The organism is Paenibacillus guangzhouensis, assembly GCF_009363075.1.
In the GTDB taxonomy this organism is placed as follows: domain Bacteria; phylum Bacillota; class Bacilli; order Paenibacillales; family Paenibacillaceae; genus Paenibacillus_K; species Paenibacillus_K guangzhouensis.
This window is the reverse complement of the sequence record NZ_CP045293.1, coordinates 2,471,532-2,491,759: the sequence shown is the minus strand read 5'-3', so window position 1 is coordinate 2,491,759 and position 20,228 is coordinate 2,471,532. Positions and strand designations below refer to the sequence as shown.

22 protein-coding genes are annotated in these 20,228 nt (G+C 48.5%); 21 read left to right on the top strand and 1 reads right to left on the bottom strand.

Going from position 1 to position 20,228, the window contains the following annotated elements:
- Window positions 1-183: 183 nt before the first annotated feature.
- The 9 genes from GCU39_RS11010 (at window position 184) to GCU39_RS32270 (ending at window position 6,752) form a co-directional block, all read left to right on the top strand.
- Entirely contained in the window at window positions 184-1,182 is a 999-nt protein-coding gene (locus GCU39_RS11010) for a helical backbone metal receptor (RefSeq protein WP_152393547.1), read from the top strand.
- Between the two features lie 39 nt (window positions 1,183-1,221).
- A complete protein-coding gene (locus GCU39_RS11005; protein WP_152393546.1) occupies window positions 1,222-2,211 on the top strand; it encodes a FecCD family ABC transporter permease in 990 nt (329 codons plus the stop codon).
- A gap of 1 nt (window position 2,212) precedes the next feature.
- Window positions 2,213-3,004, top strand: coding sequence for an ABC transporter ATP-binding protein (locus GCU39_RS11000; RefSeq protein ID WP_152397195.1), 792 nt, complete (start codon window positions 2,213-2,215; stop codon window positions 3,002-3,004).
- 20 nt (window positions 3,005-3,024) lie between these two features.
- Complete coding sequence (locus GCU39_RS10995) at window positions 3,025-3,522, top strand: HugZ family pyridoxamine 5'-phosphate oxidase (RefSeq protein WP_152393545.1); 498 nt, start codon at window positions 3,025-3,027, stop codon at window positions 3,520-3,522.
- Window positions 3,523-3,548: 26 nt separating this feature from the next.
- On the top strand, window positions 3,549-4,013 hold the full coding sequence (locus tag GCU39_RS10990) for a DinB family protein (RefSeq protein ID WP_152393544.1): 465 nt from the start codon (window positions 3,549-3,551) through the stop codon (window positions 4,011-4,013).
- A 166-nt stretch (window positions 4,014-4,179) separates the two neighbouring features.
- Window positions 4,180-5,067 (top strand): ABC transporter permease subunit, encoded by an 888-nt coding sequence (locus GCU39_RS10985; protein WP_193726873.1) that lies wholly within the window; start codon window positions 4,180-4,182, stop codon window positions 5,065-5,067.
- Window positions 5,064-5,984, top strand: coding sequence for an ABC transporter permease (locus tag GCU39_RS10980; protein ID WP_152393542.1), 921 nt, complete (start codon window positions 5,064-5,066; stop codon window positions 5,982-5,984). Before GCU39_RS10985 ends, GCU39_RS10980 begins: the two co-directional genes overlap by 4 nt.
- Window positions 5,985-6,116: 132 nt before the next feature.
- A complete protein-coding gene (locus GCU39_RS10975) occupies window positions 6,117-6,623 on the top strand; it encodes an RNA polymerase sigma factor SigV (protein WP_152393541.1) in 507 nt (168 codons plus the stop codon).
- Window positions 6,624-6,752 carry a hypothetical protein gene (locus tag GCU39_RS32270; protein ID WP_265333513.1) on the top strand — a complete coding sequence of 43 codons (129 nt, stop codon included), beginning with the start codon at window positions 6,624-6,626 and terminating at the stop codon, window positions 6,750-6,752. It begins immediately after the preceding gene.
- Between the two features lie 68 nt (window positions 6,753-6,820).
- Here the strand turns inward: GCU39_RS32270 and GCU39_RS10970 are convergent, their stop codons facing one another.
- Window positions 6,821-7,639 (bottom strand): alpha/beta fold hydrolase, encoded by an 819-nt coding sequence (locus GCU39_RS10970; protein ID WP_152393540.1) that lies wholly within the window; start codon window positions 7,637-7,639, stop codon window positions 6,821-6,823.
- Between the two features lie 198 nt (window positions 7,640-7,837).
- On the opposite strand from GCU39_RS10970, the gene GCU39_RS10965 reads away from it, so the two are divergent.
- From GCU39_RS10965 to GCU39_RS10910, 12 genes are all read left to right on the top strand, one after another.
- Window positions 7,838-8,659, top strand: a complete 822-nt coding sequence (locus GCU39_RS10965) for an EcsC family protein (protein WP_152393539.1) — start codon at window positions 7,838-7,840, stop codon at window positions 8,657-8,659.
- A 149-nt stretch (window positions 8,660-8,808) separates the two neighbouring features.
- Window positions 8,809-11,001, top strand: coding sequence for a heavy metal translocating P-type ATPase (locus tag GCU39_RS10960; RefSeq protein ID WP_152393538.1), 2,193 nt, complete (start codon window positions 8,809-8,811; stop codon window positions 10,999-11,001).
- Between the two features lie 110 nt (window positions 11,002-11,111).
- Window positions 11,112-11,267: a DUF1540 domain-containing protein gene (locus GCU39_RS10955; protein ID WP_152393537.1), complete on the top strand. Its 156-nt coding sequence runs from the start codon at window positions 11,112-11,114 to the stop codon at window positions 11,265-11,267.
- A gap of 191 nt (window positions 11,268-11,458) precedes the next feature.
- A complete protein-coding gene (locus GCU39_RS10950; protein WP_152393536.1) occupies window positions 11,459-12,391 on the top strand; it encodes a VanW family protein in 933 nt (310 codons plus the stop codon).
- Between the two features lie 22 nt (window positions 12,392-12,413).
- Window positions 12,414-12,722 carry a phasin family protein gene (locus GCU39_RS10945; RefSeq protein ID WP_152393535.1) on the top strand — a complete coding sequence of 103 codons (309 nt, stop codon included), beginning with the start codon at window positions 12,414-12,416 and terminating at the stop codon, window positions 12,720-12,722.
- Between the two features lie 45 nt (window positions 12,723-12,767).
- Window positions 12,768-14,447: an ABC1 kinase family protein gene (locus GCU39_RS10940; protein WP_152393534.1), complete on the top strand. Its 1,680-nt coding sequence runs from the start codon at window positions 12,768-12,770 to the stop codon at window positions 14,445-14,447.
- A 107-nt stretch (window positions 14,448-14,554) separates the two neighbouring features.
- Entirely contained in the window at window positions 14,555-15,127 is a 573-nt protein-coding gene (locus tag GCU39_RS10935) for a bifunctional transcriptional activator/DNA repair enzyme AdaA (protein ID WP_152393533.1), read from the top strand.
- A 10-nt stretch (window positions 15,128-15,137) separates the two neighbouring features.
- Window positions 15,138-15,677, top strand: coding sequence for a methylated-DNA--[protein]-cysteine S-methyltransferase (locus GCU39_RS10930; RefSeq protein ID WP_152397194.1), 540 nt, complete (start codon window positions 15,138-15,140; stop codon window positions 15,675-15,677).
- Between the two features lie 151 nt (window positions 15,678-15,828).
- On the top strand, window positions 15,829-16,980 hold the full coding sequence (locus GCU39_RS10925; protein WP_193726871.1) for an acyl-CoA dehydrogenase family protein: 1,152 nt from the start codon (window positions 15,829-15,831) through the stop codon (window positions 16,978-16,980).
- Window positions 16,980-18,167, top strand: a complete 1,188-nt coding sequence (locus GCU39_RS10920; protein WP_152393531.1) for an acetyl-CoA C-acetyltransferase — start codon at window positions 16,980-16,982, stop codon at window positions 18,165-18,167. Before GCU39_RS10925 ends, GCU39_RS10920 begins: the two co-directional genes overlap by 1 nt.
- A 9-nt stretch (window positions 18,168-18,176) precedes the next feature.
- Entirely contained in the window at window positions 18,177-19,034 is an 858-nt protein-coding gene (locus GCU39_RS10915) for a 3-hydroxybutyryl-CoA dehydrogenase (protein WP_152397193.1), read from the top strand.
- 35 nt (window positions 19,035-19,069) lie between these two features.
- Window positions 19,070-20,212, top strand: a complete 1,143-nt coding sequence (locus tag GCU39_RS10910) for an acyl-CoA dehydrogenase family protein (RefSeq protein WP_152393530.1) — start codon at window positions 19,070-19,072, stop codon at window positions 20,210-20,212.
- Window positions 20,213-20,228: the final 16 nt, after the last annotated feature.

Here is a 20,228-nt window from a genome sequence, read left to right as displayed (position 1 = left end):
CTTCTTCCTTGATGGAAGGGGCTTTTTTTAATCTATCTCAATAGTACAATTTCACCTTCTGCTTGGATTTATTATTAGATATTCAAAATAATCTATTGAAAATGTCACACCTCCTATGTTAATATCTTGCTAGTTATGATAATGATTATCAGTATCAAATGAATAATAGGGGAGACATACATAATGAATTCACAAGTTCGCAAATGGGGTTTATTGACGGGAGCCTTGCTATTGGCACTTTCTGTTGGCTGCAGCAGCAAAGAGCAATCCGCAGAAGCTGGCCAAGAGACACCTGCGACAACACAGACGACAGTAGAAGAGAAGAAGGAAGCTCCGGCTGCAGCGTATACCGTAGATGAGGCCAAAGCTGCAGAGCTGCAAGCACAATTCGGGGATGCTGCACCCAGCAAGGTTGTTGTTGCTTCTGTAGCGATTTCGGAGATCTTGAACGAATTAGGCGTGATGCCTGTCGGCGTCCCGACATCAACATTGGAATTACCCGCGTCCTTTAAGGACTTGCCGCGAATCGGATCGGCGCTTAAGCCGGATGTAGAGCAGGTGACGAAGCTTCAGCCGGATGTTATTATCGGACCCGAATCGATCAAGACGAGTCTGGTTAAGCAATTCAAGCCAGCAAACCTCAAGACCGCTTATTTGCCAGCAGATTCATTGGAAGAGCTCAAGTTATCTACCGTCGTTCTAAGTCGTATCTTCCAGAAAGAAGATCAAGCGAATGCCTTCTTAACGAAACTTGCGGAACAAGAGAAATCCAGTGTGGAACAGGCGAACGACAAGACAGCGCCAAAAATTATGATTCTCTTTGGTTCTGCCGAATCGTTCATGATGATGAATGAGAATACGTTCGCAGGCAGCATCGCGAAGAAATTAGGTGCGACGAATGTCGTGTCCGATGTACTGAAATCCGAAGAAACTTATATACCTCTAAATATGGAAAATGTCGTTGCCGCGAATCCGGACGTGATTCTGCTGGTTGCACACGGTGATGCGAATACCACGGTGAAGAAGTTCGAAGAAGACGTGAAGAAGAACGGCGCATGGGAGAAGTTGAATGCCTTCAAGAACGACAAAGTCAAAGCATTGGATTATAACCTCTTCGGTGTAGCATCGGTTGTCAAAGCATCGGATGCCTATCAGCAAATGCTAAGCATTCTGTATCCATAATCATGTGGCTCATAGGATCATGGAATAGGAGGATGACAAGTGCTTGTACATAAGAAGGCAACCGGGATCACCATAGGCTTGACGTTCGTCCTACTCATCTTGGCCATTATCGTGTCCATGGGGCTCGGCAGCGTTCATTTCTCGCCTATGGAGATCATCAAGGCACTCTTCGGCAATGGGGGAGAAGTATCAGATACCATTCTATGGGATATTCGAATTCCTCGCGTCATGCTAGCGGCCGTCATCGGTATCAATCTTGCATTGTCCGGCGCGATGCTGCAAGCGGTCATGAACAATCCGTTGGCAGACCCAGGACTTACAGGCGTATCGAGCGGAGCTTCCGTCGCCGTCTTGTTCATCTTGCTGGTCGTGCCGCAGTTCTCGACGTTCATTCCTTTTGCGGCGATTATCGGCGGAAGCCTGTCTGCGCTGATGGTCTATGCATTGGCATGGAAGAAGAGAGGGATTACACCGATTAGAGTGATCCTCGCGGGGGTGGCAGTCAATTCCGTATTCGGCGGGATTATCGGCCTTCTGTCGATTCTCTATAGCGATAAGCTTCCTGGTGCTCTGCAATGGTTGAACGGGAGTATGTCCGGAAAAGGCATGGGGGATCTACGCGTGATGCTGCCATACTCCGTCGTTGGCTGGATCGTGGCGTTATTCTGTATTCGCCAAGCGAATATTTTGCGTCTTGGCGAGCAAGTCGCCTTAAATCTTGGCGAGAGCCTGAATCGTGTCCGCATTCTCCTATCATTCGTCGCCGTCTATTTGGCAGCGGTATCGGTATCGACGGTAGGGATGATCGGCTTCGTTGGCCTTGTCGTACCTCACATGGCACGGATGCTGGTTGGATCGGATTACAAGCATCTTATTCCGATGAGCATCGGACTCGGAGCACTCGTATTGCTCGTGGCGGATACAATCGGTCGAACGTTCTTCGCTCCGCTGGATATTCCGGCTGGGATCGTGATGGCCGTCGTAGGCGGACCGTACTTTCTATATCTGATGAGGAAAGGTGATGTGTAGCATGCTGGAAGCGACCTCGTTATCCATTAGTTATGATGGGAATCGTATTGTGAAAGATGTCTCGCTTCACGTTCAAGAGGGGGAGATCGTCTCGATCATAGGACCGAATGGATCGGGTAAATCGACGCTGCTCAAAGGGATGTCTCGATTAATTCCCTGCGAGAGCGGACGTGTCTGTATCGCGGGACAAGAGCTAAGTTCCATGCGCAGCAAGCAAATATCGCAGATGATGTGCATCTTATGCCAATCCAATCAGACACCGGTCGATATGACGGTGGAGGAGCTTGTCTCTTACGGTAGGACGCCGCATAAGAAATGGTTCGAGCGATTAACGAACGAGGACCATGAGATCATTGATTGGGCAATGTCACAGACGGGAATGACTTCGTACCGCACAAGGCTCGTCGTATCGCTCTCAGGAGGTGAAGCACAACGTGCATGGATTGCGATGGCTTTGGCTCAGCGTCCGAAGGTACTTTTGCTTGACGAGCCAACGACTTACCTTGATATCGCGCATCAGCTTGAAGTATTAGAACTGGTAAGATCACTGAACAAAGAGCTTGGCATTACCGTGATTATGGTCTTGCATGATCTGAATCAGGCAAGCACATATAGCGATAAAATTTGTGTCATCCGTAAAGGCGTTGTAGAGCTGGTCGGTAAACCATCTGAAGTCTTGACGCACGAAATGATCCGCGATGTATATGGCGTCGAGGCCGAAGTAGAATATCTACCGGAATCAACTTCGCCTCGCATCCATCCGATTCGTAGAGCAGTTGCCAATGTAGGCTGAATTAGAGGGGGAAATCAGAAATGAAGACAATGGATATCGGAACCATGAAGCAGAAATATATTGATTTTACGAGCAGTCGCAAGACATTAGTAATTAGCAGCATCGATGATCAAGGCATGCCATTCATCAGCTATGCGCCGTTCGTGAAGCATCATGACAGACTGTACATTTACATTAGCCGGATTTCCGATCACTATCGCTATGTCGAGAGCAACGAACGCGTTCATGTCATGATGATTGCGGACGAGAGTGCGACACAGAATGTATTTGCTCGTGAGCGTGCACGTTGGTCATGCACGACGGCGAACCTTGGCAAAGAAGGGCATGAAGAGATTTTTGATTTATTCAACACGTCGTTCAATGAGAAATTGATGACCATGCTGCGTGGACTAGATTTCTCCTTGTTCGAATTAACGCCAGTCGAAGGCCGATTCGTGGTTGGGTTCGGGCAAGCATTCGATGTGAGTTTGTCAGGCGATAAGTTTGAACATGTCGTCGTCGATAAGAAAGATAAATAACGAAACCGAAGGAGGTTCACGCGTTCATGTCTTATGAATCTGTTCGTCCCGTCTGGAGAGCCGTCCGAGATCGGTTCCAGAAGTCAATGTCTGCCTTGAAATCGGAAGAGTTATCCCTTAAACTCTCAGATGATACATCCTCTATTGGTTTCATGGTTCGGCATAATGCCGAAGTCGAGTACATGTTCGCAGAGTGGTTCTTCCAAAGGAAAGCACCGGAAGGTTTGATCTATCAGACGAATGGCCCATCGACAGATGATTCCGCATTCACTGACTTATCTGAGCTGATTGCGTTCTCCGAAGCATCGGATCAATATTTATCGCAAGCGATGGAGAGTCTTCCGGATGAGGCATGGGATCAACCGGTGACATCGCCGATGGGACTTTCGACACCGCGCGAAGCATTGGGCCGCGTACTCTATCACGCGGGTCTGCATGCGGGCCAGATTGCTTTGATCCGCAAAGTTGCAGGGCAAATCAGTCGATTATAATACATATCAAGGAGCACCGATATTGGTGCTCTTTTTGTTGTGCTCTCAGATGAGACAATTTACAGAAAAATGGAGGAAATTACCTGATGTTGTCGAATACAACATACTTGAACATTGTGCAGGTGCCGATGATTCATTCGCCATTTTGATTGAAAGGAAACTTTACATGCCAAAATTATTACAAGTTTCACTTTTTGTTCCTGGGATTCTATTGATCGTTCTTCTATTTGCCACGTTACCCGCAGTGCTGCAAGCTGATCCATTTGGAGGCGCAATACATTTTCAGTGGTCCAATGGTTTCTCGAAGATCGGGGAGTATTTAGAAGGTATCCGAACAGGACATTCCTTCCTATATTATGCTGGGCAGAATGAGTTATCGTTCTGGGAACAAATTGGAAGCAGCGTCGCAGTCACGTCTTTCTATATGATTCTCGGTGCATTGATGGGTATGACGATAGGCGTCTTGCTTGGTGTTTATTTCGCCGTTACACGTGCGGAATGGTTCAAGCGTCTCTTGGAATTGACGGGAGCGCTGCCAGATTTCATTATTGTCATTGTCTTGCAATTCCTGATTGTGCTCGTCGCGATGAAGACGGGGTTCGTCATCGCCAAAGTGGCAAGCTTCAAGCCGGATGAACCAGCCATCCTGCTCCCGTTACTATCGACGATCATCATTCCTGCGAACTACATGATCCGTAATGTTGCGCTGCACATGAAGCACACGTTCACGGAGGATTACATCATTTTCGCCAAATCGAGGGGACTTCGCAAAGGGTACATCATTTTCCGCCATGCGCTTCCCAATGTCTTGCCTTTCATCAAGGCGGATTTGCATAAATTTATGGGCATCTTATTCGGTAACTTATTTATTTTCGAATATTTGTACAATCTACATGGGGTCACGATGATGGTATTCACGAATGCGTTTGGTTTGAAAAACTACCAGTATAGCCTTGTCGTCAACGGCATACTGACGTTCCTGCTGCTCTATGCGATTGTGTATCTGCTGCTTCGGCTCATGATTCTAGGGTGGGAGAAGGTGTTGACACGATGAATCGAACATTACTTATTGGTCTGATGATCACCGTTGCCATGATCGCTGCTTCTTTTTTCGGACAGTACTTTACAACGCATGATCTGGGCGATCAAGTTGACGTTCATTACTCGGTCGATGCGAATGGACAAGGCAATCTGATCGTACCACCGGTCTCACCGAATGCAGAGTACCCTTTTGGGACAGATAAAGCAGGAAACGACCTTATGGTGAAATTAATTGATGGCTCCAAATATACTATCCTCGTCTCGCTTGCTGTTGCATTTACTCGTATTTGCCTAGGAGGTATCTTAGGACTGTTCCTTGGTTATTTCGGTAAAGATAAGACACATCGTGGCAAAAGGTTGCCGATATGGAATGTACTCAATGGGATCCCGATATTCATCATCGTATGGATGGTCATGATAGGCCTATCAATCAATCCAGCTGCTTCGCCGTTCGATCTAACACTCTTCCTCGCGGTCGTGATGACGATCGTCGGAATTCCGTCTGTCGCTTCGACGGTGAGAGATAAAACCATGGTCATTCGTGAGAAGCAATTTATTATCTCAGCGAGATCCATCGGGGCAGGTCCCGTAACGATTATACGAACGCACATTTTACCGCATCTGAAGGAAAGCCTCATCATTTTGTTCGTACAAGAGATTGTACTGATTCTCGGATTAATGGGTCAATTGGCTATATTCAATATTTTCGTCGGCGGTTCTTTAATGTACTTTGACCCCTTTGAATATGTGAGCCGAACAAATGAATGGACTGGCCTGATCGGTCAAGCGAGGAACTATTTGTTCATCTACCAATGGATCTTGCTCATCCCGCTTGCGGCTTACATTATTTTTATTTTCGGCTTCCATCTGATTTCTGTCGGACTGGAGTCGATCTACAAAGAAAAATATTCGAAGGTATCACATATTTAAGGTACAATTGTTTTCATGATTGATTCGGATATGAGACATACTAGTAAAGGGCTGATGAGTACCAATGGTACTGATGCAGTCCTTATTTTTTTTGGAGCCATGTTGCCCATCCAGAAGGAGTATTCGATTCTCATGCTTCAACGTCAACTTGAAGAATGCTTAATCCGCTGCATGACAGATCATCAGGAGAATATCTACCGACTCGCATATAGCTATGTTCGAAATCCAGAGGATGCCCTAGATATTGTGCATGAATCGATTCATCGCGCGTTAGTCTCTGCAGACACATTGAAAAATCCGAATGCGGTGAAAAGTTGGTTTTTTCGGATTGTGGTGAATATGTCGCTTGATTTCCTGCGGAAGCACAAAAGAATTCAGGTCGTTGATGATGTCATGCTAGATGCTTATAGCACCGGTACAATAGATATTTACACCGATCTTGACCTAGAACGAGCGCTTGAGGAGCTGCCGTGGAAGTTCCGCAGTATTATTATCCTTAGGTTCTTTGAAGATATGAAAATTGATGAAGTTGCCGAAGTTTTGCAGGAGAATGTGAATACAGTCAAGACAAGGTTATATCAAGCGCTGCGAATCTTGCGCGTACAATTGAAGTACGATGCAGATGAGGAGGATCCATAGATGTCCGATCAAATGGAGGAGCTAAAGAAAAGATACCAAGCCATTCCCGTCCCAGAATCATTAAAGAAGGTAGTCCAGGGAGCGATAGAGCAAAGCAAAGGAATGAAAAGACCTGGGCTGAAATCATGAACAGTGGCACAATGAAAGCAGCGATTGCAGAGGAAGTTCTGTCGTCGCTGCTTTTGTCGTAGTTGGTATTAATCTCGCGCAGCTTCATAGATTCTGAAGGCGACGGATCGCGGGTCCGTCTTGGCTGTTGAGAAGTGGTCGCCAACGCCTTGAATGTAGCGAAATAAACCGAGCCGGATCGACATATGCGGATGCCAGCCGTAGGCACTGTCGGCCTGTGGGGGGATCGCCGTATCTTCGGTAAGATTGACGTAACTGCGGGGCGTTGTCAAGGTGTAGAACTTCTTCAGATCCAGCCTCTCGAATAACGGTGCAGCCGGTTCTGTTGGTAAATTGTGATACATATGAGAGGCGAACTCGAAGCTCGCGGTGTTAGCAAAGTTCTCACGGAACACAGGGAAGGGGAGCCTGATGGTATCATCGGGCGAGCTTTTGCGCAGTTGTATGAACATCTCACGACCTGCAGGGGGGAACTCATCTGCAAGACTTTCACCGTCCTTGAGCACGAAAGCGTTCCAGAACACCATTCTTCGAATGCGATCTGGAATTTGCTCAGCTACTTTCTGAACGACAGTCCCCCCGAAGCTGTGGCCAACGAGAACGATATTGTGAAGGTTGTGGGACACAATGTAATCGACCACCGATTTGGTGATCATCGCATGGGTAACGGCTTTATTCGGATCTGCGCCATGTCCAGCGTATTCCGGCACATACACCGTATGACCCAACTGCCGAAGCTCAGCTGCGATTTCATCCCAGAAGCTCGTATCCGCCCATGATCCATGAATGAGGACGAACGTCAGTGGTTTAGGCTGTATATCATACGTAGATCGAACGAAATAAGGCCATGGATTGGAATAACGAACGAGAGTATACGGGATAAACATGCATAATCAATTCCTTTCATCGAATAGGCTCTTCTACATGTTTCTACCATATGCCTAGTGCGCCCAATTGGTTAATCGGGAGAGATATTAAAAAATTGAAACGAATAGGAATAAATCTACGTACAGAACATACATGTCAACCCTATTGGGGTAATAGGAAAGGATTGAGTAACTGTGGATGAGCAGAGGTCCGCTCGCATGGAAACGGCAGAAGAATTGAAGCAAGCGCTTAATGGGATTACGAAGTGGGAACAAGAGCAGCGTGATTTGTGGATATGGGATCGCATCGCTCGGTTTCCTTTTAAAATATTAGACCGGCTTACACCGAAATTCATTCATGAAAAAATTGGGAAAGCGCTCGATGAGCTAGGCGGTTACATTCAAGATGGGGGCAAATATCTCGTATCCAGCGGGCAAATCCATCAGAAACTACGTGAAAGTGGCGATCTGCCGGGGAACTTTCCCGTTGATCAATTACCGCTGTCGGTCATGGATGCTGTTGCGAAGGACCTATCGGACAGTCGGAGTACATTTGCTACACTACAAGGCGCAACGACGGGAATTGGCGGTATCTTCACCCTAGCGATTGATATTCCAGCGATTCTCGGATTATCTTTGAAGGTGATTCAAGAGATTGGATTATGTTATGGGTTCGATCCGAATTCACAACAAGAACGCATATTCACAGTGAAGGTGATGCAATTTACCTCATCAGATATTGTGGGAAAACGTGCTATTCTGGACGATATGAATGCTGAATCCGCGTCCGAGTACAAGGATTCCGAAGCGGGAAATGCAACCTTATCTCGCATTCAAGGCTGGCGTGAAGTGATGACGGTCTACCGGGATAATTGGGGTTGGAAGAAGCTCTTTCAGATGGTGCCCATCGCGGGGATGGTGTTCGGAGCATGGATCAATCGAGGCATGCTGCAGGACGTTGCTGAGGCAGCGCACATGCTGTATCGGAAGCGACGGATACAGCTTCGTATCGCGGAGATGGAGTATCATCATCCAGAATAATAGCGATAGCGTAATCACGAAAAGACATAGGAGCATGCTGCGGCGTGACTCCTATTTTTATTTGCTCATTCTGGGTTGGACAGGGGCATGCTCTATGTTCTGAGGCATATAATATATCGATTTACGAAGAGCATGGGAGGTAGCGTGTGATGAATACCCAAATTCAGCTTCAGATTACGGGGATGACCTGTGCTGCCTGTTCCGCTCGGATCGAGCGGACGCTGCGCAAGCTGCCAGGTGTCGATAACATCTCGGTCAATTTGCCATTCGGACAAGCTCATATCGAACTGGATTCGAATGTGATTCAGGTTCAACAAGTGATGGAGAAAATTCAGCAGATTGGCTATGGCGCGAAAGAGGAACTGGAAGATGCCGAGACGCATGCCAGCAGCGAAATCCGATTTTACAAACGCCGCTTCATTGCTTCAGCCATCCTGTCGATTCCGCTATTCTGGGTGATGTTCAGCCATTTCAGTTGGATGCCGGATCTGGGCGTACCCACACAAATCGCATCTCCTTGGACGCAGCTAATCATCGGGACAATCTTGCAATTCTTCATCGGATATCCGTTCTATGAAGGAGCCTATCAAGCGATCAAGCAGCGATCAGCGAATATGGATGTGCTCGTTGCGCTGAGTACAACGATGGCTTATCTGTATAGTCATTATCTAATCTTTAATGCCATTCAGACGCAGGCGATGCATCATACCCATTATTATTTCGATACGAGTGCAATGATCTTCACCGCCGTACTATTAGGGAAATGGCTGGAATCCATTGCGAAAGGGAAAGCGCTCAAAGGCATGAGCCATATGCAATCTTTACAAGCCCAAATGGTTCGGATTCTGGATGGGAAGCAGGAGGTGTGGATCCCCGTAACGGATGTAGGCTTAGGAGCTACAGTTATCGTCTATCCAGGAGAAGTGATCTCGGTCGATGGAAAGCTGACCAGAGGACAGACGGAGGTCGATGAATCCTTTTTGACGGGAGAGAGCAAGCTAGTTCAGAAATCGATTGGAGAAATGGTGTATAACGGCTCTAAGAACATAACAGACAGGATACATATTCGGACGGCCACACATCATGCCGATTCGCAATTGTCCAGAATGATTCAATTGGTTGAACAGGCACAGCACAGTAAACCGCTTATCCAGCGCCAGGTAGACAGATTGGCTGCTATTTTTGTCCCCGTCATGATTTTGTGCGGCATGCTGACATTCCTAGTATGGAACTATTGGATCTTACCTGGAAGCCCTGAGACGGCATGGCATCATGCGATGGCCGTCCTACTCGTCTCTTGTCCATGCGCCTTAGGCTTAGCTTCACCTATCTCGATTCTCATCACGTCGAGTTTATCCGCAAGACGGGGGATATTATTCAAGGAAGGCAAGCATATTGAGGGTCTGTATCGCATGAATTGCTTCCTGCTCGATAAGACAGGCACACTCACCGAAGGCAAGCCCAGCGTACAATCGATCGATGCGCCAGGACTTTCAGTGAGCTATCTCTTACGCATGGCTGCAGCTTTGGAGCGGTACTCTGCCCACCCGTTAGCCCGTGCGATCGTCACGGCAGCGGAGAAGAAACAGTTGTTGCTGCCTGATGCGACAGACGTGAAGGAGGTTGCAAGCCAAGGCATTACAGGTTATGTCGAAGGGATTCATCTCCATATCGGGAGTGAATCCTGGTTGCAATCCCTGCATATCCCTATCCCAAGTGACATAAAACCGCGTGTGCGGCATGCCGGAGAGTCGAAGCTGCATGTTGCATGCCAAGGCGTGTGGAAGGCGACCATCTATCTTGCAGATCCCATTCGTATCTCCTCATCGCAGGCGATTACACGATTGAAGCAACATGGGAAGGTTATGATGGTTACCGGAGATGAGCATGCCGTAGCCGTTGATGTCGCGCGTCGCACCGGAATCGAGACAGTCTACGCAGGGATGCTCCCGGCGGACAAGTTACAGTTAGTGAATCGCTTGCAATCCGAAGGACGCAGAGTCGCCATGATCGGGGATGGCGTGAATGACTCAGCAGCGCTGACAGCCGCGAATATTGGGATCGCAATGGACTCGGGGACGAGCACAGCGATTGAAGCAGGCGATGTTGTTCTGTTAAGGGGGGATCTGACCCAAGTGCCTGCCGCGATTCGATTAAGCCAGCGAGCGATGCGGAATATTCGCCAGAATCTGGGTTTTTCGCTTGCCTACAATATGATTACCATTCCGATGGCAGCCGTTGGATTCCTAGAGCCAATGACCGCTTGTCTCCTGATGGCATTCAGCTCCGTGACGGTCGTGTGCAATGCGCTGCGACTGACGAAGCAGCATAGAAGCGAATGAATCCGGGCGGCCGATACTCTATGAAAATGATAATCAATTGAGAATATTCCACATGTGTATAAACCTCCCCAAAACCGCAATGCTAGTAGAGAGGGAGGTGAAAAAATCACATGGCTAAAGACGTAATGTGCGAAGTGAATAACTGTAAATTCTGGGCGAACGGTAACAAATGTAATGCTACTTCTATCTATGTTGTAAACAACCGCGGAACGAATGCTAGAAATTCGGAAGAAACGGATTGTAAAACATTCGAATCAAAAATCTAATGTAAATGGGGTAGTATCGGATCGATCCGGGCTACCCCATTTACACGTAAATGACGGATGTAACGCCATCGGATTCATACATATTTCAACTACACATAAGGTTCAAGTAAATAGGATAAAAATCGGATAAATCGAGGCACTTTGATACACATTATAGAACGTAATGAGATGTCAACTGGAGGTAAGCAATCATGGGGCCATATGGGCTTATGACGGTAATCGTTCTCATATCTCGATTAATCTCACCGGACAGTTTCGTTGTGGAATGGAAGGGTGAGACCTTAGCGACCGTTCATCGTACGGATTATTCATTGCCGCAACCCGGAATTCCTCTTATCAATGAAAAGAAGTTCCAGCTGTTTCTCGATAATATCGGCAACAAAGTGTATCTCGCACCTGTCAATGCAGGCCTTGATGACGCTGGGAGAATTATCCCGGAACAAATGGGGAGGAAGCTGGATCGGCGTTTATTCATGGAAAAGTTCTATCGATTTATCTATGAGGGCGGGCCGGCGAAGATTGAAATTCCGCAGCGTCCCTCATTCCCTAAGGTTGATCGGGAGCTGCTCTCCGTTATTCGCGAGAAACAAATAGGTTACTATACAACCTATTTCAACCCGAGGAATAAGAATCGTGCTCAGAATATCATGCTCGCGGCTCGAGCTGTGAACAATCAAGTCCTGTTTCCTGGCGAGAAGTTCTCCTTCAATCAAGTCGTAGGCATACGAACAGAGTCAAAGGGCTATCAACGCGCTAAAATCATCGTCAAAGGGGAAATCGCCGAAGGCATTGGGGGAGGAATATGTCAGATCTCTTCTACATTATTTAACGCTGTTGATCGAGCGGGACTTCGTATCATTGAGCGCTATTCTCATAGTCGGAACGTCCCTTATGTGCCACCTGGCCGAGATGCGACAGTTAGTTGGGGAGGTCCGGATCTGGTATTCGAGAATAAGTACAACCAACCGATTTTTATACGTGCATTGGTGCAAGGCGGTCTTGTTCAAGTGATGATCTACTCCTCTGAAGGGGTTAATTATAAAGCAAGGGGTGTCCCGAGTGCTTCCGAGAAGCTTCCGGAAGAGATTTCCATTGAGACCTATGACAGGAGCAATCAACAGTAAAACATAGGAGGGTATGTGCAATATGAAAGATTTATTGAATCGATCATTATCGTTAGGGATTGGTATCATCGCACAGAGTAAGGAACAGATTGAGAAGACCATGGAAGAACTCGTGAATAAAGGAGAACTGACGCGCAAGGAGTCGGCAGAATGGGTGGACGAGCTCGTTAAGAAAGGTGAAGAAGCTAGGCAAAAGATCGAATCGAATGTGATGGAACGTGTCCAGCGTACGATCGGGGAGCGTCGAGATGAAGGTGTGACACGGGAAGAGTTCAACGCCTTGTTAGAGCGAATTACGAAGCTGGAGCAACGACTTGGAGAGAGTGAATAAGGCTTGACATCATTGTAGATCAATCCGGTACCGAGGAGGGTGCAGATGCAGATTAAGAAACGAATACGCCAACTAAAAAGGTACCGGAAAATTGCCATTGCGCTCGTTCGCAATGGCTTCGGTTTTATCGTACATGATTTGGATTTACTGGATTTGGTTCCGTTCTTGCCTCGAAATGAAAAACAAGATGTACATAAGAAATCCGTTGGCGAACGAATACGACTGATTCTTGAAGAGTTAGGACCGACGTTCGTGAAGCTGGGGCAAATTGCAAGCACACGTCCGGATCTACTGCCCACGGATGTTATTTCCGCGTTAGAACAACTGCAGGATCAGGTGCCGCCATTTCACTCCGATGAGGTGGTGGAGATCGTGGAAGATGAGCTTGGTGAGCGTCTACAGCATCTGTTTCTTGATTTTAATGTGGAGCCAATCGCTTCAGCTTCGATCGGGCAAGTTCATGAAGCCACGCTTCATGACAGCACAAAAGTGGCTGTGAAAGTACAGCGGCCTCGCATTCAAGAGATCATAGAGACCGATCTCGGCATGCTCGAAGAATTTGCGATGCTGGCAGAGAAACGATTAGTATGGGCGAAGGACTACCGCTTGGCTGAGATCGTGCAGGAATTAGCCCGATCGCTCCATGCAGAACTGGACTATTCAGCTGAGGCACGGAATGGAGAGAAATTCGCGAAGCAATGCAAACATCTGGAGCACGTTCGTGTGCCGACGCTGTATCCCAAATATTGTTCTAGGCGCATCCTCACGATGGAGTATGTAACGGGGGTTAAGTTGTCAGATCACGCTGGATTAATGGAAGCCGGACATGATCCTACTGACGTTGCTCGGCGATTCGCTTCGATTATATTACATCAAGTTCTGATCGAAGGATTCTTCCATGGTGATCCGCATCCGGGGAATGTGATCGTGCAAGAGAACGGGGATCTTATCCTTCTAGATTTTGGGATGGTGGGCCGGCTGACAGAGGCGATGAAGAAGCATTTCGCGCTGCTCGTCATTGCGTTACGCAATCAGAGCTCTAGAGGAGTCATCCGCGCAATCGGGAAGATGGGGATTGTTCCGACGGATGTAGATGAATCGGCCCTGCGCTTCGATGTTGACGAGTTAAGAGATAAATACATTCAAGTGCCACTTAGTCAAGTCCGTATCGGTGAAGCGGTAAACGATTTATTTCGGGTTGCTCGCAGACATCGCATACGGATACCTTCAGAATTAACGATGCTCGGCAAGACGCTGCTTACGATGGAAGGCGTAGTTACAGCACTGGACCCGGATTTTAGCATATTTGAAATCGCCGAGCCTTACGGACGGAGGTTATTCAAGGAACAATTCGATCCGATTCGAATTGGGCGGCGATGGCTCGATGACATTCCGGAATTTTTTGATCTCCTTACACAAATGCCTGCAAGTTTGAGGAATATCCTCACGCAGGTGCAAAGAGGCAAGGTACGAATTGAAGTCACGGCCCCAGAGTTAACGGAATTTCTCAATAAATTGGATCGCGTGACAGATAAATTATCGTTCAGTATCGTACTCCTCGCGTTCAGCATTTTGATGGTCGGACTCATCATCGGGTCATCGATAGGTCATAAGACGAGTCTATCAAGTTATCCAGTAATAGAGATTGGGATGAGTATTGCTGGATTGTTCGTCTTATGGCTTGTCTACGAGATGATCAGATCCATTCGTTCGAAGCAGCGATGAGTGGAGTGTGATCGCTCGGTTCATTCATTTCAAAATCTTGCGCTTCCATTCCATCAGGCTATCATCGATAAAGTCTCTTGGTTATACTGTAGAAAGAGGTGAAACGAATGAAGGCCCAAATCCCAGACGAACAGTGGCAGGCAATCCTGCAAAATAATGCTGATTACGATCATCAATTCTACTACGCGGTGAAGACGACAGGTATTTTCTGTAGGCCGTCCTGCAAATCGAAACCGCCGAACAAAGATAATGTGAGTATATTCCGGAATGCGGATGAAGCGCTATCTGCGGGGTATCGTCCCTGCAAACGATGTAAGCCGACGGGTCAGCGACTGCCTGATGCGGAGTGGGCTGAGCAAATATCGCGTTTCATTGATGGCAACTTCCAACATCCGATATCACTCCAAATGATTGCGGATACCTGTCATGGAAGTCCATACCATCTGCACCGAATTTACAAACGTGTTACGGGATATACGCCGGCAGAATATATTCACCAAAAGAGACTTGAGACAGCGAAGGAATCGTTACGTCAATCGGATACGGCAATTTCGGCTATTGCGGGGCGGGTAGGGATGCCGAACTTTCCCTATTTCGTGACCTGGTTCAAGAAAAACACGGGATATACCCCAGCTGCATACCGGGAATCTTATCGTAATCGATGGAAGGAAGAGGTGTGAATCTATGAAAATAACCAAAGCGAAGAATCATACATTGTATTGGTCAACCGCCTTACATGGTGGCTCGAAGTTCTATTTCGCAGCTACGGACCAAGGTCTCTGCTATGTGGGGTCACCGGACCGGCCTTACGAAGAAATGGTGACGGCCGTCTCCAGGCATCGTCCGGATTCTACTTGGATTCAAGATGATGAAGGACTCAAGACGGTTCGTGCGGAGTTGGTGGAATACATGGAAGGGACGAGGCGCGATTTCTCATTCACATTCGATTTGATTGGCACCCCGTTCCAGCTCGCAGTATGGCAGGCATTATGCCGGATTCCATATGGTGAGACCAGGTCTTACGCAGAGATCGCCCAAGCTATCTTGAAACCGGCTGCCGTTCGTGCGGTTGGCGCAGCCATCGGTGCGAATCCTGTGCTAGTGGTTATTCCATGTCATCGTGTGATTGGTAAAAATGGAGCGATGACGGGTTATCGAGGTGGTCTGGACATGAAGACCAAATTGTTGCAATTGGAACAACAACAGAGCCGTGAGCAAATCACGTGCTGATAAGAATCAATGAAGATACCGCTGCCTAGGCAGCGGTTTTTTTGTATTGAAATCTCCGTACTTAATCCGATTAGTCCGCTCATATAATACGATGACTGCGGTTTACGTCGAACTTTGTCCATCTGCAGATTGCGGTGAGGAGGGAGGAGATATGCAGTTTCTTGGTTCAGAAGAGCTGGAGATGACGCGATCTGTTCTTCGAGATTTTGCTCGCAGTGAATTAATGCCTCGTGTGAAGGAACGAGATGAGCACCAGCTTTTTGACAGAGCTCTGGTCAGGAAGATGGCGGACATAGGTCTTACGGGTATGCTCATACCAGAACATTACGGAGGTGCTGCGGGAGATTATCTCACGTTTGCGGTTGTCATGGAGGAGTTGGCGGCGGTATGCGTTTCTTCCGCAGCTGTCCTTGGAGCCCATACTGCATTTACGAGTTGGGTGATCCATAGCAGCGGGACGGAGAGGTTGAAATGGGAGCATATGCATGGTTTGGCGCAGGGGCTGAAGCTTGGCGGGATCGGTTTTCCGGTTCGTCATGTGGGAGGTGAGGATCAAGACACGCTCTTGTCAGCACATAAGTCAGGCGATGTCCATGTTTTGCAAGGCAATCATCCCTGTGTCGTGAATGCAGGAATTGCAGATTTGTACATCCTCTTCGCCAGGGTTCAGAGCGGGTCTCGGAAGCGGTATCAAGCTTACGTCGTTGAGAAATCAACAATGGGATTCGAGATTGGCAAGCCGCATCGCAAAATTGGGCTTCGATCGTATCCAACAGCAAATGTTGTGCTGAAGCAATGCGTACTCCCGGAAATTAATCGTCTAGGGCGCGCGAGTCATTCGAATAGCAAAGCAGTATTATGGGGCGATCTGACTTATCTGAGTGCTGCGGCAATGGCTGTGGGTATTGCCCAAGGCGCAGTAGATCGAGCTGCAGCTTATGCGAGAGAGCGGGTTCAGTTCGGTAGAGCGATAGGACGTCAGCAAGGTATTGCTTTCAAATTGGCTGATATGGCCGTGAAATTAGAGGCTGCACGAATGCTCACGTATCAAGCTGCTTGGAACATGGATCAACGGTTACCTAGCCGAAGGGAAGCCGCGATGGCCAGAATGTATTCTGCTGAAGCAGCTGTATCCATTACGACCGAGGCGGTTCAAATTTTCGGCGGATACGGTTATATGCAGGAGGTGGGATTAGAGCGATATATGCGCGATGCGAAATGTCTGGAATCGGACTATGGGACAGGAGGATTTCAATCGGATGTAAGGAGTCGTATTCGGATGAATTCGAAGGCGGTGAAGTAATGCAGGGAACGGTGATCATATCGGGCGCTCGTACCGCATTCGGCAAATTCGGAGGAATGTGGCGGGATATTAGGGCGATTGACCTTGGAGCTGCAGCGATTCGAGGTGCCTTGCAGCGAAGCGCATTGGAGCCAGCGGATGTGGATGGCGTCTTCATGGGCATGGCGCTTCAAGCCGGCGCAGGGCAGAGCCCGGCGAGACAAGCGGCTTTGAAGGCAGGGCTTCCCCATCTTGTCACAGCGGAGACGGTAAATAAAGTCTGCGCCTCGGGGCTGCGAGCCGTTACCCTTGTTGATCAAATGATCCGTGCGGGTGACGGAACGATCTACGTCGCAGGCGGGATGGAGAATATGAGCCAAGTTCCATATGCGGCACAGAGCATGCGATGGGGGGCAAGGCTGGGTCCCACTCATCTAGTGGACTTAATCCAACATGACGGTCTGTTATGTGCTTATGAGCAGGTACTCATGGCGCAATACGGCGATGACGCAGCTCGAGCGCACGGAATTACCCGGGCAGAGCAAGATGAATGGGCGCTGCGAAGCCACTTGCGTGCTGTTGCTGCCATGACGCAAGGGAAGTTTAGCGATGAGATCTTTCCTGTCCCCTCATCCATAGCTTTACGCGAGTCAGATATAGAAACAGATACAGATGAATGTCCAAGGAAGGATACGGATCTCAATAAGTTAACGAAATTACAACCTATCGTTGGTACCGGAGGAACCGTAACGCCAGGAAATGCCCCTGGTGTGAACGATGGAGCTGCAGCGCTCCTCGTGATGTCGAAGGAAGAAGTTGAGCGCCGAGCGCTTAAGCCACTAGCGGAGATTGTCGGTCATGCGACCATTGGGCTGGACGCGCGTCATATCGCCGAAGCACCGGCAGTAGCGATCCAGAAGCTGCTGCAGAAGACGGGACATCGGCTTTCGGATATTGATCTTTTTGAAATCAACGAGGCGTTTGCAGCAGTCATTCTCACTTGCTCCCGCATGATACCGGTGGATTTGGAGCGGGTGAATGTTAATGGTGGTGCAATTGCGTTAGGACATCCGTTAGGCGCAAGCGGTGTAAGGATATTGTGGAGTTTGATTATGGAGCTTCGGCGCAAGGGAGGAGGTTTAGGCGTAGCTGCAATATGCAGCGGTGGAGCCCACGGCGACGCCATTATGGTTCGAGTGGACGGATAGAACGAGGTGATGCCAATGATTCGAGAAGTTACGGTGCTGGGCGCAGGTCAGATGGGGAGCGGAATCGCTCAGACTTTTGCACAGCATGGTTATATGGTTGGACTCTATGATATTGAATCAGCCGCCGTCACGAGAGGATTGGCAGGGATCGAAGAATCTTTATCGCGGTTCGTAAGGAAAGGGAGCTTGTCAGAGGAAGACAAAAGTCAGATCTTGCAACGGATTCATCCGTCTACGGACTTGAATATTGCAACGCGTTCACAGCTTGTAATTGAAGCCGTTCCAGAAAAGATTGCATTGAAGACAGCAATATTGAAGCAATTGGATGATCGATGTTCGCAGAATACGATATTCGCAACCAATACCTCTTCCATCTCGATTACGGCGATTGCATCCGCAACGAGACGTCCGGAGCAGGTGATCGGGATGCATTTCATGAACCCTGTTCCGATCATGCCGCTTGTTGAGATCATACGTGGATTAGCGACCTCAGTGGACACCTTCGAACAGATTCAGTTCGTAACGCAACAATTGGGCAAGACGGGGGTGGAAGTGCAGGACGCCCCGGGTTTCGTCTCTAATCGCATTCTTATGCCGATGATTAACGAGGCGATCTATACCGTCTATGAAGGGGTAGCAGCTCCTGAAGCCGTGGATCAGGTCATGAAGCTGGGCATGCATCATCCCATGGGACCGCTTACGCTCGCTGATTTCATTGGACTCGATACATGCCTAGCCATTATGGAGACCTTGCATCAAGGCTTCGGTGATTCGAAGTATCGACCATGTCCATTACTGCGCAAATATGTGAGTGCAGGATGGCTTGGGCGAAAAACGGGTAGGGGGTTCTTCGAATATGACGAATAAGAATGACGTGCTTCCTGAGAAAGGAGTGCCAGCAGATGGAACTCCGATTGTCGAGAGAACAAGCGCATTGGCAGAACAGAACAAGGCAGTTTGCGGAGTCCATCCTTGTATCTCATGCTGCTCGTATGGAACAAGTGGGTGCTTTTCCGAGGGAATTATTGATGGAGATGAGAGCGAACGGACTCATGGGCATTCCCATACCAAAGGCGTGGGGCGGTGAAGGGGCTGACTTCATTTCCTATATTCTATCGATCCATGAAATCTCCAAGGTTAGCGCAGCTGCGGGCGTCATTCTCTCGGTGCATACATCCGTAGGTACACTGCCTATTTTGTATTACGGAACAGATGAGCAGAAGAAGAAATATGTTCGGAAATTGGCTTCGGGGGATGCGTTGGGCGCATTTGCGCTAACGGAGCCGCAAGCGGGATCGGATGCGGCATCCATTCGAACGACAGCCATTCGCGAAGGGGATTATTATCGCTTGAAGGGTTCGAAGATGTTTATTACGAACGCGGGTGAGGCGGATACTTATATCACATTTGCTGTGACCAATGCATCGCAAGGTGCCCGTGGGATCTCGGCATTTATTATTGAACGGGATTGCCCGGGGTTCATCGTTGGTAGAGCGGAGAAGAAAATGGGTCTTCATGGCTCGAATACGTGTGAAATAACACTCGAGGACGTGCGAATTCCAGTCACACAACGCTTAGGACACGAAGGGGAAGGCTTCGTCATTGCGATGGGGACGCTCGATGGCGGGCGCATCGGCATCGCAGCGCAAGCCTTAGGGATAGCCCAGGCAGCGCTGGAGCTCGTGGAAGGAGCTAGAATACGGAAGGGAGACTCACTCGCAAGAAGGCGAAGATGGTCTTCGTCTGAGCTTGATCTGTTCGCAGAGCTGACGACGCAAGTTGAGGCCGCAAGGCTGCTCGTGTATCGTGCCGCTTCCATGCGGCAGGCCGGTCTACCATGTACGAAAGAATCCTCCATGGCGAAGATGTTCGCTTCGGATACGGCGATGCGAGTCACCGGCGCGGTAGTAAGCATGCTCGGTCGTCAAGGCTGCACCGATGAATATGCAGCAGAGCGGTTGTTTCGCGATGCGAAAGTGACTCAAATTTACGAAGGGACCAATGAGATTCATCGCATTGTAATTAGTGGTTCTATGCTGCGATAAGGTGTGGGATATCTGA

Bases quoted from the DNA above. Each gene is read 5' to 3' on its own strand.
- GCU39_RS10955 (WP_152393537.1), top strand. From the start codon at position 11,112: ATGGCTAAAGACGTAATGTGCGAAGTGAATAACTGTAAATTCTGGGCG.
- GCU39_RS10965 (WP_152393539.1), top strand. From the start codon at position 7,838: ATGGAAACGGCAGAAGAATTGAAGCAAGCGCTTAATGGGATTACGAAG.
- GCU39_RS10970 (WP_152393540.1), bottom strand. From the start codon at position 7,639: ATGTTTATCCCGTATACTCTCGTTCGTTATTCCAATCCATGGCCTTAT.
- GCU39_RS10935 (WP_152393533.1), top strand. From the start codon at position 14,555: ATGAAGGCCCAAATCCCAGACGAACAGTGGCAGGCAATCCTGCAAAAT.
- GCU39_RS11000 (WP_152397195.1), top strand. From the start codon at position 2,213: ATGCTGGAAGCGACCTCGTTATCCATTAGTTATGATGGGAATCGTATT.
- GCU39_RS10995 (WP_152393545.1), top strand. From the start codon at position 3,025: ATGAAGACAATGGATATCGGAACCATGAAGCAGAAATATATTGATTTT.
- GCU39_RS10910 (WP_152393530.1), top strand. From the start codon at position 19,070: ATGGAACTCCGATTGTCGAGAGAACAAGCGCATTGGCAGAACAGAACA.
- GCU39_RS32270 (WP_265333513.1), top strand. From the start codon at position 6,624: ATGTCCGATCAAATGGAGGAGCTAAAGAAAAGATACCAAGCCATTCCC.
- GCU39_RS10975 (WP_152393541.1), top strand. From the start codon at position 6,117: ATGCTTCAACGTCAACTTGAAGAATGCTTAATCCGCTGCATGACAGAT.
- GCU39_RS11010 (WP_152393547.1), top strand. From the start codon at position 184: ATGAATTCACAAGTTCGCAAATGGGGTTTATTGACGGGAGCCTTGCTA.
- GCU39_RS10940 (WP_152393534.1), top strand. From the start codon at position 12,768: ATGCAGATTAAGAAACGAATACGCCAACTAAAAAGGTACCGGAAAATT.
- GCU39_RS10980 (WP_152393542.1), top strand. From the start codon at position 5,064: ATGAATCGAACATTACTTATTGGTCTGATGATCACCGTTGCCATGATC.
- GCU39_RS10950 (WP_152393536.1), top strand. From the start codon at position 11,459: ATGGGGCCATATGGGCTTATGACGGTAATCGTTCTCATATCTCGATTA.
- GCU39_RS10945 (WP_152393535.1), top strand. From the start codon at position 12,414: ATGAAAGATTTATTGAATCGATCATTATCGTTAGGGATTGGTATCATC.
- GCU39_RS10915 (WP_152397193.1), top strand. From the start codon at position 18,177: ATGCCAATGATTCGAGAAGTTACGGTGCTGGGCGCAGGTCAGATGGGG.
- GCU39_RS10960 (WP_152393538.1), top strand. From the start codon at position 8,809: ATGAATACCCAAATTCAGCTTCAGATTACGGGGATGACCTGTGCTGCC.
- GCU39_RS10990 (WP_152393544.1), top strand. From the start codon at position 3,549: ATGTCTTATGAATCTGTTCGTCCCGTCTGGAGAGCCGTCCGAGATCGG.
- GCU39_RS10925 (WP_193726871.1), top strand. From the start codon at position 15,829: ATGCAGTTTCTTGGTTCAGAAGAGCTGGAGATGACGCGATCTGTTCTT.
- GCU39_RS10985 (WP_193726873.1), top strand. From the start codon at position 4,180: ATGCCAAAATTATTACAAGTTTCACTTTTTGTTCCTGGGATTCTATTG.
- GCU39_RS10920 (WP_152393531.1), top strand. From the start codon at position 16,980: ATGCAGGGAACGGTGATCATATCGGGCGCTCGTACCGCATTCGGCAAA.